Raw genomic sequence first — 13324 nt, forward strand, 5'->3', positions numbered from 1 at the left:
GTCCTGCCTGTCGTCGCAGCTGAATCCTGGCCCTGGTCGGGCCCAACGGCTGCGGCAAGTCGACGCTGCTGTCCGTCCTGGCGGGTATCCGCTCCCCCGAATCCGGCTCGGTGCACATCGGCGAGCAGCCGGTGGACGCCCTGTCCATGCGCGATCTGGCCCGCTACCGGTCGATGGTCACGCAGACCAACCGCATCGACACCCCGTTCACGGTGCGCGAGGTGGTCGAACTGGGCCGCTACCCGTGGACGCGCACCCCCCAGGCGCGGCTCAACGAGGAGATCATCGACGATGCCGTGGCCGCCTGCCAGATCGGCGAGCTGCTCACCCGCCCGTTCCCGGAGCTCTCCGGCGGCCAGCAGGCCCGGGTCTCGGTGGCCCGGGCCCTGGCCCAGGACGCCCCGGTGATGCTGCTCGACGAGCCCACGGCCGCCCTGGACATCGGGCACAGCGAACAGGTGCTGCAGATCCTGCGGCGCAAGGCCGCCGACGGCATCACCGTCGTGCTGGTGGTGCACGATCTGTCGCTGGCCGCGGCCTACGCCGACCGGATCGCGCTGATGAAGCAGGGCACTCTGCTGGCCACCGGCACCGTCGGCGAGGTGATGACCGCCGACCTGCTCGGCCGGACCTACGATCATCCGGTGTCGGTGGTACCGCACCCGGAGACCGGTGAACTGATCATCACGCCGCGGCGCGACTGACGCAGACCCTCTGACGCCGACCCGCTGGCGCCGACCCCCTCGAGACCACAACGCCGACGGCCGGCCCCGCTCCGGGACCGGCCGTCGGCGTGAGTGATCGCTGTGATCAGCGCGACGGGTACTGCTGTCCCGGGTACTGCTGCTGACCGGGGTACTGCTGCTGGCCGTACTGCTGGGCCTGCTGTCCCAGGTACGGCTGCTGACCATACTGCTGGGCCTGCTGACCGTACTGCTGGGCCTGGCCGTACTGCTGCTGAGCCTGGTGACCGTACTGCTGCTGGGCCTGCTGACCGTACTGCTGCTGGGCCTGCTGGGCGGCGGCGTACCCGGCGGCCTGTGCCGGGTGCTGCTTGCGCTCTTCGAGCACCACGTACAGCGCGTAGCCGCCGGCGGCGAGCAGACCGAGACCGGCGACCAGAGTCAGATACAGACCGAACGATGCACCGGCGTCGACGTCGACGCCCGACCCGGCCGGCACATCGGCCATGTCGGCGGCGTCGGCGAGGTCGGCGATGGCCAGACCGGCGATGATCAGGCCTGCGGCCAGGGCGCCGCCCGCCGCGGCCAGCCGCAGCTGCGGGGTCTTGGTCCACAGGAAGACGGCGGCTGCCGCCAACGCGGCCGCGATCAGGCCGAAGAGCAGGGTGACGACGCCGTCACTGCCGTCGGTCCCGGACACCGAGCCGCTGTCGCTGAAGGTGGCCCCCATCACGGAGCTGGACACATCCCAGCTGGCCCACGGCAGAAAGGCCGAGATGAAGGCGAGAATGCCGAACCCCGCGACGGCGTAGAGGGCCGGGGCCTCCTTGGGCTTGGGACCGCTGAACAGATCCGTGCCCGCGTTCTGCTGCCCGTAGGCCTGCTGGCCGTACTGCGGCTGCTGCCCGTACTGCGGTGTCTGCGCCTGACCGTACTGAGGAGCCTGCTGACCGTAACCGGCCTGCTGCTGACCGTAGCCGGCCTGCTGCTGTCCGTACTGGGGCTGCTGCTGCTGGGCAGGCTGACCGTACTGCGGGCTCTGCTGGCCGTACGGCGCTCCCCCCTGGTTCGGCTGCTGGGGGTTCTGGCCCCACTGCTGGCCTCCGGTGCCGGTCATTCGGCCGTCCTTTCGTCGGTAATTCGGTCCGAACATACCCGGCGCACCCGCACGGACGCGCGCCGACCCTCCCCCGAACGAATGAACACCGTCACCCCGGGGGTCGATATGTCCGGGTTCGCGGCGTCGCGGTCAGGGCCGGTAGCCACCGGGCAGCAGGCTGAAGAAGTCGCGGGTCACATTCACCGCATTGGTCGAGTCGCCGCCGAGCACGATCAGCGTCGCGAAGGCCAGGTCGCCGCGATAGCCCGCGAACCAGGCGTGCGATCCGCCGTCGACCTCCGCCTCGCCGGTCTTGCCGAAGACCGGTCCCGATCCCGCGATCGAGGTGGCGGTGCCCTCGGTGACCACCGCCCGCATCATCGGTCGGAGTTGCTGGTAGACATCGGCTTTCAGGTCCGGTCGCGGGCCGACGACGGCGGTCTTCCGGCCTTCGATCAGGTAGGGCACCGGAGGCTTTCCGGTCGCGGCGGTGGCCGCGACCAGCGCCATGCCCAGCGGCGAGGCGAGCACGGTGCCCTGCCCGAAGCCGTCCTCGGCCCGGAGAACCAGATCCGGCTCGATCGGCACCGAACCGGACTTGGACTCGATACCGGCGATCTCGTACTGTGCGCCGAGACCCATCGCGGCCGCGGCATGCGCCAGATCGGACGGGCCCATCCGGCTGGCCAGCTCGGCGAAGGTGGTGTTGCAGGAGTTCGCGAAGGCCCGCTCCAGCGAGACCGTGCCCAGCGAGAACCGGTCGTAGTTGGGGATGACGCGTGGTCCGATCTGGATCTCCCCGGGGCAGGGCACCAATGCGCCGGGATCGGTCAGCCCGCCGGACATGCCCGCCGCGGCGGTGACCATCTTGAAGGTCGAGCCGGGCGGATAGCTGCCCATGGTGGCCAGCAGGCCGCCTTTGTCGGCGGCCGGGTTCTGCGCGATGGCCAGCAGCTTTCCGGTGGAGGCCTGCATCACCACCATCATGGTCTGTTTGCCGATCGCATCGACCGCCTGCTGCGCGGCGTTCTGCACGGTCCGCGACAGGGTCAGCGACACCGCCGGCGCCGGGGTGGCCGGCTGATCGTCGAGCACGTCGGCGACCAGGCCGTTGGGATTCAGGACTGTGATCCGCCGGCCCGGCTGTCCGCCGATCTCATCGTTGACGGCCGTCTTGACCTGGGCGAGCACCGCCGAGGCGAACCTCGGGTCGCGCGCGGTGAGTACGGCCTGGTCCTGGGTGATCACTCCCGGTACGGCCAGCTGATCGCGCAGCCGGTTGTAGTCGGCCTCGGAGATCCGGCCGATCGGCAGCGGATCCGGGGCGGCCGTCGCCTTCTCGGTGATCGCCTGGGCGTCCAGGCCCGGGAGCAGCGGGCCGAGCACCGCCACCATGCGCTGCACGGACTCGAACGGGGAGACGCCCTTGTCCTGGGCCGCCTTGGCATCGAAGCTGATCGCGACGATCGTGCCGTCGCCCATCACCTCGGAGCCGTCGGACTCGTTGACCGCCGCCCGCGGTGCGGCATAGGTGTTCAGTGCCAGCCGTTGATCGGCGCCGAGTTCCGGGTGGACGTCGGTCGACGACCAGCGCACCGCCCAGCCGGTGTCACTGCGGCCCATCGTCAGCGAGGCGTCGTACTTCCACTTCTCGTCGCCGGGCAGGGTCCAGGTGTAGGTGATGTCGACGTCGGCGATGTCGTGATCCATCCGGACCCGGCCCACCCGGGTGTCGAGCCCGGTGGCCTGCAGTCCCGACCAGGCCGCCTCGAGGAAGGGTTCGGCGCGCTCGGGTGCGGTGGTCTTGGCGGCCGCCGCCGCGAGGTCCCGGTCGGCGAAGTCGTCGAGGAAGGCGGTCGCCACATCGCGCGGGCCGTCCTCGTCGCTGCCGCAGGCGACCAGTCCCACCGCCAGCACCACGGCCAGCAGCAGTCCCAGTCCGGCCCGGCCGGCCCGTTCGAATGCTCGCATCGTCTCGATCTTTTCAGACGCAGCGCCGGCTGCGGGCAAAGGACACGGCCGCAGGTCCGCGCCGCGCCGGGCCGCTCAGTCGACGAGCACCGTCGCAAAGGTGCCGACCTGCGCGAAGCCCACCCTGCGGTAGGTCTCCCGGGCGGCGGTGTTGAAGCCGTTCACATAGAGGCTCGCCGTGCGGCCCTGCCGGGCGATGGCGGCGGCCACGGCGGCGGTTCCGGCAGCGCCGAGTCCGCGGCCGCGCAGTTCCGGATCCACCCAGACCCCCTGCACCTGGCCCACCTTGCGCGACAGCGAACCGATCTCGGCCTTGTAGCTGACCCGACCGTCGTCGAACCGGGCGAAGACCCGGCGGGCAGAGATCAGGGTGGCCAGCCGGCGCCGGTACGAGCGGCCGCCGTCGCCGAGTCGCGGGTCCACGCCCACCTCACCGATGAACATCTCGACCGCCGCGGGAAAGTACGCGTCCATGTCGGCGGCGGTGACCAGCCGCACCTGCGGATCCGGTTCGACGGCCGGACCGCCGTCGAGGGCGAGCAGCGGCTGACAGTCCCGGATCTCACGGGGCGGACCCCAGGCGGGCGCCAGTCGCTCCCACAGCCCCATCGCCAGTCCGGCGTCGCCGACCACCGACGTGCACTGCCGCGGTGAGGCCAGCGCCCGCTCAGCGAAGTAGTCGAGCTGCCCCGGCGTCCCGGACAGGGGCATCAGGTTGGCGCCGGAGAAGCACAGCGAGTCCTCCGGGGCCGAGGCCGTCCAGAGTTCGCCGCCGAGGAAGCGCGGGGCCAGTCCGTAGGCCTCCACCCGGGCGGCCACCATGCAGGTGGAGACGGGGTCGGCGTCGAGGGCCCGCGTCACGGCCGCCGCATCGCGCGAGCCGAGAGGCTTGTCTCCCAGCAAACCGAGCATCCTCACCTCCTGATCGCGTCTGAAAGCACCGCTGCCGCACCGGAGTCCGGCGGACCGGAGGCGGCTAGCCGACGGTCACCACCGGGGCGCCACCTCCAGTGTCCCCCGACTCTTCGGCGATGCGCAGCGCTTCTTCGATCAGAGTCTCCACGATCTGCGCCTCCGGCACGGTCTTGATCACCTCGCCCTTGACGAAGATCTGCCCCTTGCCGTTGCCCGAGGCCACACCGAGATCGGCCTCCCGGGCCTCTCCCGGGCCGTTGACGACGCAGCCCATCACCGCGACACGCAGCGGCACCTCCATGCCCTCGAGCCCGGCGGTCACCTCGTTGGCCAGTTTGTAGACGTCCACCTGGGCCCGCCCGCACGACGGGCAGGAGACGATCTCGAGCTTCCGGGGACGCAGGTTCAGCGACTGCAGGATGGCGTCGCCGACCTTGATCTCCTCGGCCGGCGGCGCCGACAGCGACACCCGGATGGTGTCGCCGATGCCCTCGGAGAGGAGCGCGCCGAAGGCCACCGCGGACTTGATGGTGCCCTGGAAGGCCGGACCGGCCTCGGTGACGCCCAGGTGCAGGGGGTAGTCGCAGGCGGCGGCGAGCTGGCGGTAGGCCTCGACCATGATCACCGGATCGTTGTGCTTCACCGAGATCTTGATGTCGCCGAATCCGTGTTCCTCGAACAGACTCGCCTCCCACAACGCCGACTCGACCAGCGCCTCCGGGGTGGCTTTGCCGTACTTCTCCAGCAGGCGCTTGTCGAGCGATCCGGCGTTGACACCGATGCGGATCGGGATGCCGGCGTCACCGGCCGCCTTCGCGACCTCCTTGACCCGGCCGTCGAACTCCTTGATGTTGCCCGGGTTCACGCGCACCGCGGCACAGCCGGCGTCGATCGCCGCGAAGATGTACTTCGGCTGGAAGTGGATGTCGGCGATCACCGGGATCTTGCTCTTACGGGCGATGGCCGGCAGCGCCTCGGCGTCCTCGTTGCGCGGGCAGGCCACCCGGACCATGTCGCAGCCGGAGGCGGTGAGCTGCGCGATCTGCTGCAGCGTCGCGTTCACGTCGTGCGTGGGCGTGGTGCACATGGACTGCACCGAGATCGGGTGGTCGCTGCCGACCCCCACCGAGCCGACCATGATCTGCCGGGTCTTCCGGCGCGGAGACAGCACCGCCGGGGCCACCGGGATTCCGAGACCGATCGGTTCAGCCACGTGCACATCACTCCTTGTCAGCGGATCGCCCACCGGTCCCGGACGCGGCGCCGGCGTGGGCAGAACGACAGCGGGCGCCCGGCGGGGCACGTCCTCGATGGTACCCGCAGAACCGGCACCGGCGATCGCCCCCGTTGAGGCCTGCGCCACGTCGCCGATGCCCCCGATCCGGTCATGCGGTCAGAACACCCGGATGGGATTGATGATGTCGGCGGTGACGGTGAGGATCATGAAGGCGCCCATGACCACCACCACCGTGTAGGTGACCGGCATCAGTTTGTAGTAGTCCACCGGACCGCCCTTGATCTTGCCCCGCCGGCGCCGGACGGTGTCGCGGAGCTTCTCGTAGAGGGCGATCGCCATGTGCCCGCCGTCCAGCGGCAGCAGCGGCACCAGATTGAAGGCGCCGAGGAAGAAGTTCACACTCAGCAGCAGTCCGAGGAACATGTCCCAGTAGCCGCGTTCGACGGCCTCACCGCCGAGCCGGGAGGCGCCGACGACGCTGACCGGGGTGTCGTCGCCGCGATCGCCGCCGGTCACCGCCTGCCACAGGTCGTCCACCTTGGACGGCAGCGACAGCAGCGCGTTCCAGGTCTCCCGGAACATGTCGCCAGTGAAGCCGATCGCCCCGCCCCAGACGGTGACGGCATTGTAGTGCCGGATGGTCTCGGTGTCCAGGGTCACCCCGATCGCCCCGACGGTGGCGCTGTAGCGGGTGCCCTCGGAGTCCTGCACCATCCGCTGCACCTGCTGGACCGGCAGCTGCAGCCGGCTGCGGTGCCCGTCCCGTTCGATCGTCAGATCCACCGAGGCACCGGCGCTGGCCTGCACCTTGCTGATCAGATCTCCGCGGCTGCTCACGGTGTGCCCGTCGACGGCCAGGATCCGGTCCCCCGTCTGCAGTCCGGCCTGCGCGGCCGGGGCCGGTCCGGTGCACGGATCGAGGGTGCCGTCCGGCTGACTCGACGGCGCCACGCATTCCATGGCGGCGACGGTCACGGGCTGGTTGCCCAGAATCGGCAGACCCCAGCCCAGCCCGAGGACCACCACCAGCACAAAGCCGAGCAGGAAGTTCTGGAACGGACCGGCCGCCAGCACCACCAGTCGTTTCCAGGTCGGCTGGAGGTACATGGCCCGCTCGCGGTCCTCCTCGGCGAGCTCGTCGTACGGGGTCATGCCGGCGATGTCGCAGAAACCGCCGGCCGGAATCGCCTTGAAGCCGTACTCGGTCTCGCCGCGCCGGGTGGACCAGAGGGTGGGGCCGAAGCCGATGAAGTAGCGGCGCACCTTCATACCGGTCAGCTGTGCCGCCCACATGTGGCCGGCCTCGTGCCAGCCCACCGAGATCACCAGCGCCGCGGCGAACAGCACCACCCCGAGGACGAAGCTCACTTCCGGTGTCCTGCCTTACTGTGCTCGAGCGGTCCGGACCGCTCGGGTGATCGTGGGGGTCGGCGCCGGGCGCTCACGCCCGGGCTGCGGCGGCGACCAGGGCCGCGGCCCGTTCCCGGGCCCACCTGTCCGCTGCCAGCACCTCGTCCACACTACCCGGCTCGGTGCGCCACTGATCGGCCTCCGCCAGCACGTCGCCGATGATCCCGACGATACGCGGGAAAGCGATGGCGCCGGCGAAGAAGCCTTCGGCGGCCGCCTCGTTGGCCGCGTTGAAGACGGCGGTCAGACTGCCGCCGGCCTCACCGGCGCGGCGGGCCAGCGCGATGGCCGGGAAGACCTCCTCGTCGACCGGTTCGAAGGTCCACTGCGCGGCCGTGGTGAAGTCGCACGGGGCCGACGAGCCGGGCACCCTGTCGGGCCAGCCCAGCGCCAGTGCGATCGGCAGCTTCATCGACGGCGGCGAGGCCTTGGCGATGGTCGCGCCGTCGACGAAGGTCACCATCGAATGCACGATGGACTGCGGATGCACGGTCACGTCGATCCGGTCGTAGGGCACGCCGAAGAGCAGGTGCGCCTCGATCACTTCGAGCGCCTTGTTCACCAGGGTCGCCGAGTTGAGGGTGATCATCGGCCCCATCGACCAGGTGGGGTGCTTGCCGGCCTGCTCCGGGGTCACCTCCCGCACCTGCTCGGCGGTCCAGCCGCGGAACGGGCCGCCGGAGGCGGTGAGGACCAGCCGGTCCACCTCCTGCGCGGTGCCGCCGCGCAGGCACTGGGCGATGGCCGAATGCTCCGAGTCCACCGGCACGATCTGGCCGGGCGCCGCCGCCGCCAGCACCAGCGACCCGCCGGCCACCAGGGACTCCTTGTTGGCCAGCGCCAGCCGGGCCCCGGAATCGAGGGCGGCCAGCGACGGACCCAGTCCGATCGACCCGACCACCCCGTTGAGCACCACATCGGCCGGCGCCGCCTCGATCAGCCCGACCATGGCCTCCGGCCCGCTGTGCACCGCTCCCCCGAGTTCCCGGGAAAGCTCCTGTGCCGCAGCCGGATCGGCGACGGCCACCTGTTCGGGGCGCAGGCCCAGGCTGCGCACCTGCGCGGTGAGCTGAGGCAGGTTGGAGCCTCCCGCGCCGAGTCCGGCCACCTCGAAGCGTTCCGGGTGCTCGGCGATCACCTCCAGGGCCTGAGTTCCGATGGATCCGGTGGAACCGAGAATCAACACGCGTTTGGTCACACCGGTCATTGTCGCGCACCGCCGACGGGTTATGCTGAGACCCTGACTACTACCGGTCGTCATACCCGACGGATTGCATGAGGAGTGGACGTGGCAAGCACTGAGGTCGAGCAGATCGATACCGGCTGGGTTCGCGAGGATCCCGACGCCCCTTCGGCCCGCTTCGGCTGGTCCGGCACCGCCCCGCGCACCTACGCCGTCAGCGCCTTCGTCGTCGGCATCATTCTGTTCTGCATGTTCGTCGGCAACCACGTCGGCCACGTGGAGGACATCTGGCTCGGCGTCATCGGCGGCGTGCTGATCCTGTACGCGGGCTACAAGATGATTCCCCGCAAGAACGCCTGGAAACGCTGACCGGCGTCTCCCGTCCCACGCGCAACGCTCCCGCCTCCGCCCGGATGCGGGAGCGTTCTTCTGCCCGGGGCCGGCGCGGCTCTACGCCTCTTCGGCCGCCAGCTGACCGCAGGCCGCGGCGATCTCCTGACCGCGAGTGTCCCGGACGGTGCACGAGACGCCCTGCTCACGCACCCGGCGGACGAACTCGCGTTCCGCCGGCTTCGGACTCGCATCCCACTCCGAGCCCGGCGTGGGATTGAGCGGAATCAGATTGACGTGCACCAGTGAGCCCAGTGCCTTGTGCAGCTTCGCACCCAGCAGATCGGCCCGCCACGGCTGATCGTTGACGTCCCGGATCAGCGCGTATTCGATCGACACCCGGCGTCCGGTGCGGTCGGCGTAATAGCGGGCGGCCTCGAGCACCTCGGAGACCGGCCAGCGGTTGTTCACCGGCACCAGGGTGTCGCGCAGTTCGTCGTCCGGGGTGTGCAGGGACACCGCCAGCGTCACCGACAGCCCCTCGTCGGCCAGCCGCCGGATGGCCGGTGCGAGGCCCACCGTCGAGACCGTCACCGAGCGGGCCGAGATGCCCAGCCCGTCCGGCACCGGTGAGGTGATCCGGCGGACGGCGTCGACCACCCGCTTGTAGTTGGCCAGCGGCTCACCCATGCCCATGAAGACCACGTTCGAGAGCCGTCCGGGTTCGCCGAGCTCGCCGTCGCGCAGTGAGCGGGCCGCCGCCCGCACCTGGTCGACGATCTCGGCGGTGGACAGATTCCGTTCCAGACCGCCCTGACCGGTGGCGCAGAACGGGCAGGCCATGCCGCAGCCGGCCTGTGAGGAGATACACAGCGTATTGCGGTCGGTGTAGCGCATCAGCACCGACTCGAGCAGCGTTCCGTCGTGCAGGCGCCACAGGGTCTTGCGGGTGGAGCCGTCGTCGCAGGAGATCTGGCGCACCGGGGTCATCAGCTCCGGAAAGAGCTGGGCGCCGAGCTCGCCGCGCAGGCCGGCCGGCAGGTCGGTCATCTCCTCGACGTCGGCCGTGAGCCGGCCGAAGTAGTGCTTGGCCAGCTGATTCGCCCGGAACTTGGGCAGCCCGAGGTCGGCGGCGGCCGCGAGGCGGCCGGCCTCGTCGAGGTCGGCGAAGTGCTTCGGAGGACGCCCGCGCCGGGGCGCGTCGAACACCAACGGGAGAGACGTCATGGATCCATTCTCGCACGGGCGACGCGCCGGTCCGGACCACGCGTGTACACCGGAGATGCCCGGGTGCGCGTGCCATGATGGGCAGATGAGCACTCCGGACCCCCACACCGATCCCACCGCGGGCCCCGCCGGCGCCCCCGAACCGGTTCCGGCCCCCGCCGATCAGCATGTTGCCGATCAGCACGCCGCAGATCAGCATGACGAGAACTTCCTGCTGCGGGATGCTCAGCGGGCCGCGGCGAAGGTCAAACACACCCGGTCGCGGGCGACCTACCTGGGCTGGATCGTCGGCGTGGTGGTGGCGGTCCTGCTGCTGGTGTTCATCATCCAGAACGGCGACTCCCAGGAGATCGATCTGGTCTTCGGCAAGGTGGACCTGCCGGTGGGCGTGAGTCTGCTGATCGCGGCCCTGCTCGGCGCGATTCTCACCATGGCGGTGGCCGGCGCCCGCATCGTCGAACTGAACCGGGCGCTGAAGAAGGTCGGTAAACCCGCGAAGAAGCGGAAGAAGTAGCCGGTTCGGCCGGGTCAGTCCGGCGCTTCGGTGAGCTCGTCGCCGGCCGGGAAGGGCAGCACGTACTCCTCCCCGAGGTCCCCGACCGCATCGGTGAGCGCGGTGGTCACCACGATGTGCTCGTCGTCGACCGTGCGGATCCGCACTCGCCGGCCGCGATAACCGAATGCACCGGTCAGGAAGCCCAGTCCGATCTCCTCGATCCGCTCCTCGGCGGCGACCCAGTCGGCCACCGCCGGCATGGGGCGGCCGAGCCGGTCGACGGGAATGAGATCCGGCGCGGCGGAGGTCATGTCGATCCAGCCGACCAGTTCGCCGTCGGCACGTCGGTGGGCGATCCAGTGCCCGGGCACCCCGCTCACAGCAGTGCGGCGAGGATGCCCCAGGTGACCAGGGTGGACGGCAGGATGGAGTCGATCCGGTCCATGATGCCGCCGTGGCCGGGCAGTAGGGCTCCCATGTCCTTGATGTTCAGGTCGCGTTTGATCTGCGACTCCACCAGGTCCCCGGTGGCCGCCACGATCACCAGAACCGGGCCCAGCACCAGACCCACCCACCAGTGGGTCTCGAGCATCCACTGTGCACAGCACACCGCGCCCACGGTGCCGGCGACGAGCGATCCGCCCAGCCCCTCCCAGGACTTCTTGGGACTGATCGCCGGGGCCATCGGATGCTTGCCGAAGAGCACGCCGGCGGTGTAGCCGCCCACATCCGAGCAGACCACCACGATCATCATGGTGAACACCCGTTGAGCACCCTGATCCTGCTGAACCAGGTCGACGGCGAAGGCGCCCATCAGCGGCAGCCAGATCAGGACCAGCAGCGACATCGCCACATCGCGGGTGTAGTTCTCCGGGGGCGTCGTCAGCCCCTGCGCGAAGAGCTTGTAGACCATGATCGCCAGGCCGGTGATGGCCAGCGACACCAGTGCGCCGGTCATCCCCCACGGCCAGGTGGACCAGATGATCGCCTGAGTGCCCAGCTGCAGCGGGATCTCGGCGACCCGGTAGCCGCCCTCGCGCAGCCGCTTGCAGACCTCCCAGGTGGCGATGGCCAGGGCCACCGCCACCACGCCGAACCAGACGCGCGGCGCCAGAAGCAGGACGGCGATGACGCCGCCACCGAGGAGGACGCCGACGCCGATCGCCGCCGGCAGGTCCCGCCCGGCCTTGGAGGTCTTCTGCTGCGGCTGTGCGGTCATACTTCGAGCAGCTCGGCTTCCTTGTTCTTGACCAGTTCGTCGATCTGCTCGGTGTAGCCGTGCGTGGTCTTGTCGAGTTCCTTCTCGGCGCGGGTGACCTCGTCCTCGCCGGCCTCGCCGTCCTTCTGGATGCGCTTGAGCTCGTCGACGGCCTTGCGGCGGATGTTGCGGACCGCGATCTTGGCCTCCTCGCCCTTGCCGCGCGCCTGCTTGCCGAGATCCTTGCGGCGCTCCTCGGTGAGCTGCGGGATGGCCACCCGGATCACGTTCCCGTCGTTGGTGGGATTCACGCCCAGATCCGAGTTGCGGATGGCGGTCTCGATCTCGCTCATCAGCTGCTGCTCGTACGGCTTGATCACCACCAGCCGCGGCTCCGGGGTGTTGATGCTCGACACCTGGGTGATCGGGGTGAGAGTGCCGTAGTACTCGACCATCACCCGGCTGAACATGGCCGGATTGGCCCGGCCGGTGCGGATGGAGGCCATGTCGTCGCGCGCATGCGCCACGGCCTTCTCCATCTTCTCCTCGGCATCGAGCAGAGCGTCGTCGATCATCATGGTCCTATCGCTGTCGGGTGGCGGGTGGTGGTGCAGTGCTGCGGCGCCTGAGGGGCGCCGACGGTCGTGGGTGCCGGGTCAGGAGGCGACGAGCGTGCCGATCCGCTCGCCGGCCACGGCCCGGGCGATGTTGCCGCGCTGCAGAAGATTGAACACCAGAATCGGCATGTTGTTGTCCATACAGAGCGAGAAGGCGGTCGCGTCGGCCACCTTCAACTCCTTCTCCAGCACCTCGCGGTGGGTGATCTCGGTGAACAGCTCCGCGTCGGGCTGCACCCGGGGGTCGGCCGAGTAGACGCCGTCGACCGACTTGGCCAGCATGACCACCTCGGCCTTGATCTCCAGCGCCCGCTGGGCCGCGGTGGTGTCGGTGGAGAAGTACGGCATGCCCATGCCGGCGCCGAAGATCACCACGCGCCCCTTCTCCAGATGACGGACGGCCCGCAGCGGCAGATACGGTTCGGCCACCTGGCCCATGGTGATGGCCGTCTGGACGCGGGTGGTGACCCCGCGCTTCTCCAGGAAGTCCTGCAGGGCAAGGCAGTTCATGACGGTGCCGAGCATGCCCATGTAGTCCGAGCGGGACCGGTCGAGGCCGCGCTGCTGCAGTTCGGCGCCGCGGAAGAAGTTGCCGCCGCCGATCACGATGCCCACTTGAACACCGTCCGAGACCACCTCGGCGATCTGGTCGGCGACGGTGGCCACCACGTCCGGATCCAGGCCCACCTGGCCGCCGCCGAACATCTCACCACCGAGCTTGAGAAGTACCCGCCGATAACCGCCGCGCGGCGCACTGACCGGGGACTGCGAACTCATGGACCCTCTTCCGTCGACATCGCCCGCGACCAACCGGACATTCGGGTGTCCCGGCGACACGGGGTACGCCGGGACCGATCCCGTCCATCTTAGAAGAAGTCCGCCGCGCGGCGCCGACCGGCCGTGGAGCGCGTCGCGGAACGCTCTCCGGCGGTCACCGTCGCCGCATCCCGCTACACAC

General features: G+C 69.9%; 13 protein-coding genes and 1 pseudogene. 3 read left to right on the forward strand and 11 right to left on the reverse strand.

Annotated elements, in window-relative coordinates:
* Window positions 1–23 precede the first annotated feature (23 nt).
* Window positions 24–801, forward strand: a pseudogene (locus tag ACJMNC_RS01875) (ABC transporter ATP-binding protein); the annotation flags it as partial.
* Between the two features lie 9 nt (window positions 802–810).
* Here the strand turns inward: ACJMNC_RS01875 and ACJMNC_RS01880 are convergent.
* From ACJMNC_RS01880 to dxr, 6 genes are all read right to left on the reverse strand, one after another.
* Window positions 811–1800, reverse strand: coding sequence for a hypothetical protein (locus ACJMNC_RS01880; RefSeq protein ID WP_408946251.1), 990 nt, complete (start codon window positions 1798–1800; stop codon window positions 811–813).
* Window positions 1801–1932: 132 nt separating this feature from the next.
* Complete coding sequence (locus tag ACJMNC_RS01885; protein WP_408946252.1) at window positions 1933–3753, reverse strand: penicillin-binding transpeptidase domain-containing protein; 1821 nt, start codon at window positions 3751–3753, stop codon at window positions 1933–1935.
* Window positions 3754–3828: 75 nt separating this feature from the next.
* Window positions 3829–4665, reverse strand: coding sequence for a GNAT family N-acetyltransferase (locus tag ACJMNC_RS01890; RefSeq protein WP_408946253.1), 837 nt, complete (start codon window positions 4663–4665; stop codon window positions 3829–3831).
* A 64-nt stretch (window positions 4666–4729) separates the two neighbouring features.
* A complete protein-coding gene (gene ispG, locus ACJMNC_RS01895) occupies window positions 4730–5881 on the reverse strand; it encodes a flavodoxin-dependent (E)-4-hydroxy-3-methylbut-2-enyl-diphosphate synthase (protein WP_408946254.1) in 1152 nt (383 codons plus the stop codon).
* 180 nt (window positions 5882–6061) lie between these two features.
* On the reverse strand, window positions 6062–7273 hold the full coding sequence (locus ACJMNC_RS01900; protein WP_408946255.1) for a M50 family metallopeptidase: 1212 nt from the start codon (window positions 7271–7273) through the stop codon (window positions 6062–6064).
* Window positions 7274–7346: 73 nt separating this feature from the next.
* Window positions 7347–8522, reverse strand: coding sequence for a 1-deoxy-D-xylulose-5-phosphate reductoisomerase (gene dxr / locus ACJMNC_RS01905; RefSeq protein ID WP_408946256.1), 1176 nt, complete (start codon window positions 8520–8522; stop codon window positions 7347–7349).
* 81 nt (window positions 8523–8603) lie between these two features.
* On the opposite strand from dxr, the gene ACJMNC_RS01910 reads away from it, so the two are divergent.
* Complete coding sequence (locus ACJMNC_RS01910; RefSeq protein ID WP_408946257.1) at window positions 8604–8867, forward strand: DUF2631 domain-containing protein; 264 nt, start codon at window positions 8604–8606, stop codon at window positions 8865–8867.
* Between the two features lie 81 nt (window positions 8868–8948).
* On the opposite strand, the gene rlmN is transcribed toward ACJMNC_RS01910, so the two are convergent.
* Window positions 8949–10055 (reverse strand): 23S rRNA (adenine(2503)-C(2))-methyltransferase RlmN, encoded by a 1107-nt coding sequence (gene rlmN / locus ACJMNC_RS01915; RefSeq protein ID WP_408946258.1) that lies wholly within the window; start codon window positions 10053–10055, stop codon window positions 8949–8951.
* An 85-nt stretch (window positions 10056–10140) separates the two neighbouring features.
* Here rlmN and ACJMNC_RS01920 point away from each other — a divergent pair, with 85 nt between their 5' ends.
* A complete protein-coding gene (locus ACJMNC_RS01920; protein ID WP_408946259.1) occupies window positions 10141–10569 on the forward strand; it encodes a lipopolysaccharide assembly LapA domain-containing protein in 429 nt (142 codons plus the stop codon).
* A 14-nt stretch (window positions 10570–10583) separates the two neighbouring features.
* Here ACJMNC_RS01920 and ACJMNC_RS01925 read toward each other — a convergent pair whose 3' ends face one another.
* From ACJMNC_RS01925 to pyrH, 4 genes are all read right to left on the reverse strand, one after another.
* On the reverse strand, window positions 10584–10931 hold the full coding sequence (locus ACJMNC_RS01925; RefSeq protein ID WP_408946260.1) for a hypothetical protein: 348 nt from the start codon (window positions 10929–10931) through the stop codon (window positions 10584–10586).
* A complete protein-coding gene (locus tag ACJMNC_RS01930; protein ID WP_408946261.1) occupies window positions 10928–11770 on the reverse strand; it encodes a phosphatidate cytidylyltransferase in 843 nt (280 codons plus the stop codon). Before ACJMNC_RS01930 ends, ACJMNC_RS01925 begins: the two co-directional genes overlap by 4 nt.
* Window positions 11767–12324, reverse strand: coding sequence for a ribosome recycling factor (gene frr / locus ACJMNC_RS01935; protein WP_408946459.1), 558 nt, complete (start codon window positions 12322–12324; stop codon window positions 11767–11769). The genes ACJMNC_RS01930 and frr overlap by 4 nt, the downstream gene beginning before the upstream one ends.
* A gap of 81 nt (window positions 12325–12405) precedes the next feature.
* Window positions 12406–13143 carry a UMP kinase gene (gene pyrH, locus ACJMNC_RS01940; RefSeq protein ID WP_408946262.1) on the reverse strand — a complete coding sequence of 246 codons (738 nt, stop codon included), beginning with the start codon at window positions 13141–13143 and terminating at the stop codon, window positions 12406–12408.
* Between the last annotated feature and the right edge of the window lie 181 nt (window positions 13144–13324).

This window comes from Gordonia sp. VNK21, from assembly GCF_046098115.1.
Taxonomy (GTDB): domain Bacteria; phylum Actinomycetota; class Actinomycetes; order Mycobacteriales; family Mycobacteriaceae; genus Gordonia.

Bases quoted from the DNA above. Each gene is read 5' to 3' on its own strand.
- ACJMNC_RS01880 (WP_408946251.1), bottom strand. From the start codon at position 1,800: ATGACCGGCACCGGAGGCCAGCAGTGGGGCCAGAACCCCCAGCAGCCG.
- ACJMNC_RS01885 (WP_408946252.1), bottom strand. From the start codon at position 3,753: ATGCGAGCATTCGAACGGGCCGGCCGGGCCGGACTGGGACTGCTGCTG.
- ACJMNC_RS01890 (WP_408946253.1), bottom strand. From the start codon at position 4,665: ATGCTCGGTTTGCTGGGAGACAAGCCTCTCGGCTCGCGCGATGCGGCG.
- dxr (WP_408946256.1), bottom strand. From the start codon at position 8,522: ATGACCGGTGTGACCAAACGCGTGTTGATTCTCGGTTCCACCGGATCC.
- rlmN (WP_408946258.1), bottom strand. From the start codon at position 10,055: ATGACGTCTCTCCCGTTGGTGTTCGACGCGCCCCGGCGCGGGCGTCCT.
- ACJMNC_RS01920 (WP_408946259.1), top strand. From the start codon at position 10,141: ATGAGCACTCCGGACCCCCACACCGATCCCACCGCGGGCCCCGCCGGC.
- ACJMNC_RS01930 (WP_408946261.1), bottom strand. From the start codon at position 11,770: ATGACCGCACAGCCGCAGCAGAAGACCTCCAAGGCCGGGCGGGACCTG.
- frr (WP_408946459.1), bottom strand. From the start codon at position 12,324: ATGATCGACGACGCTCTGCTCGATGCCGAGGAGAAGATGGAGAAGGCC.
- pyrH (WP_408946262.1), bottom strand. From the start codon at position 13,143: ATGAGTTCGCAGTCCCCGGTCAGTGCGCCGCGCGGCGGTTATCGGCGG.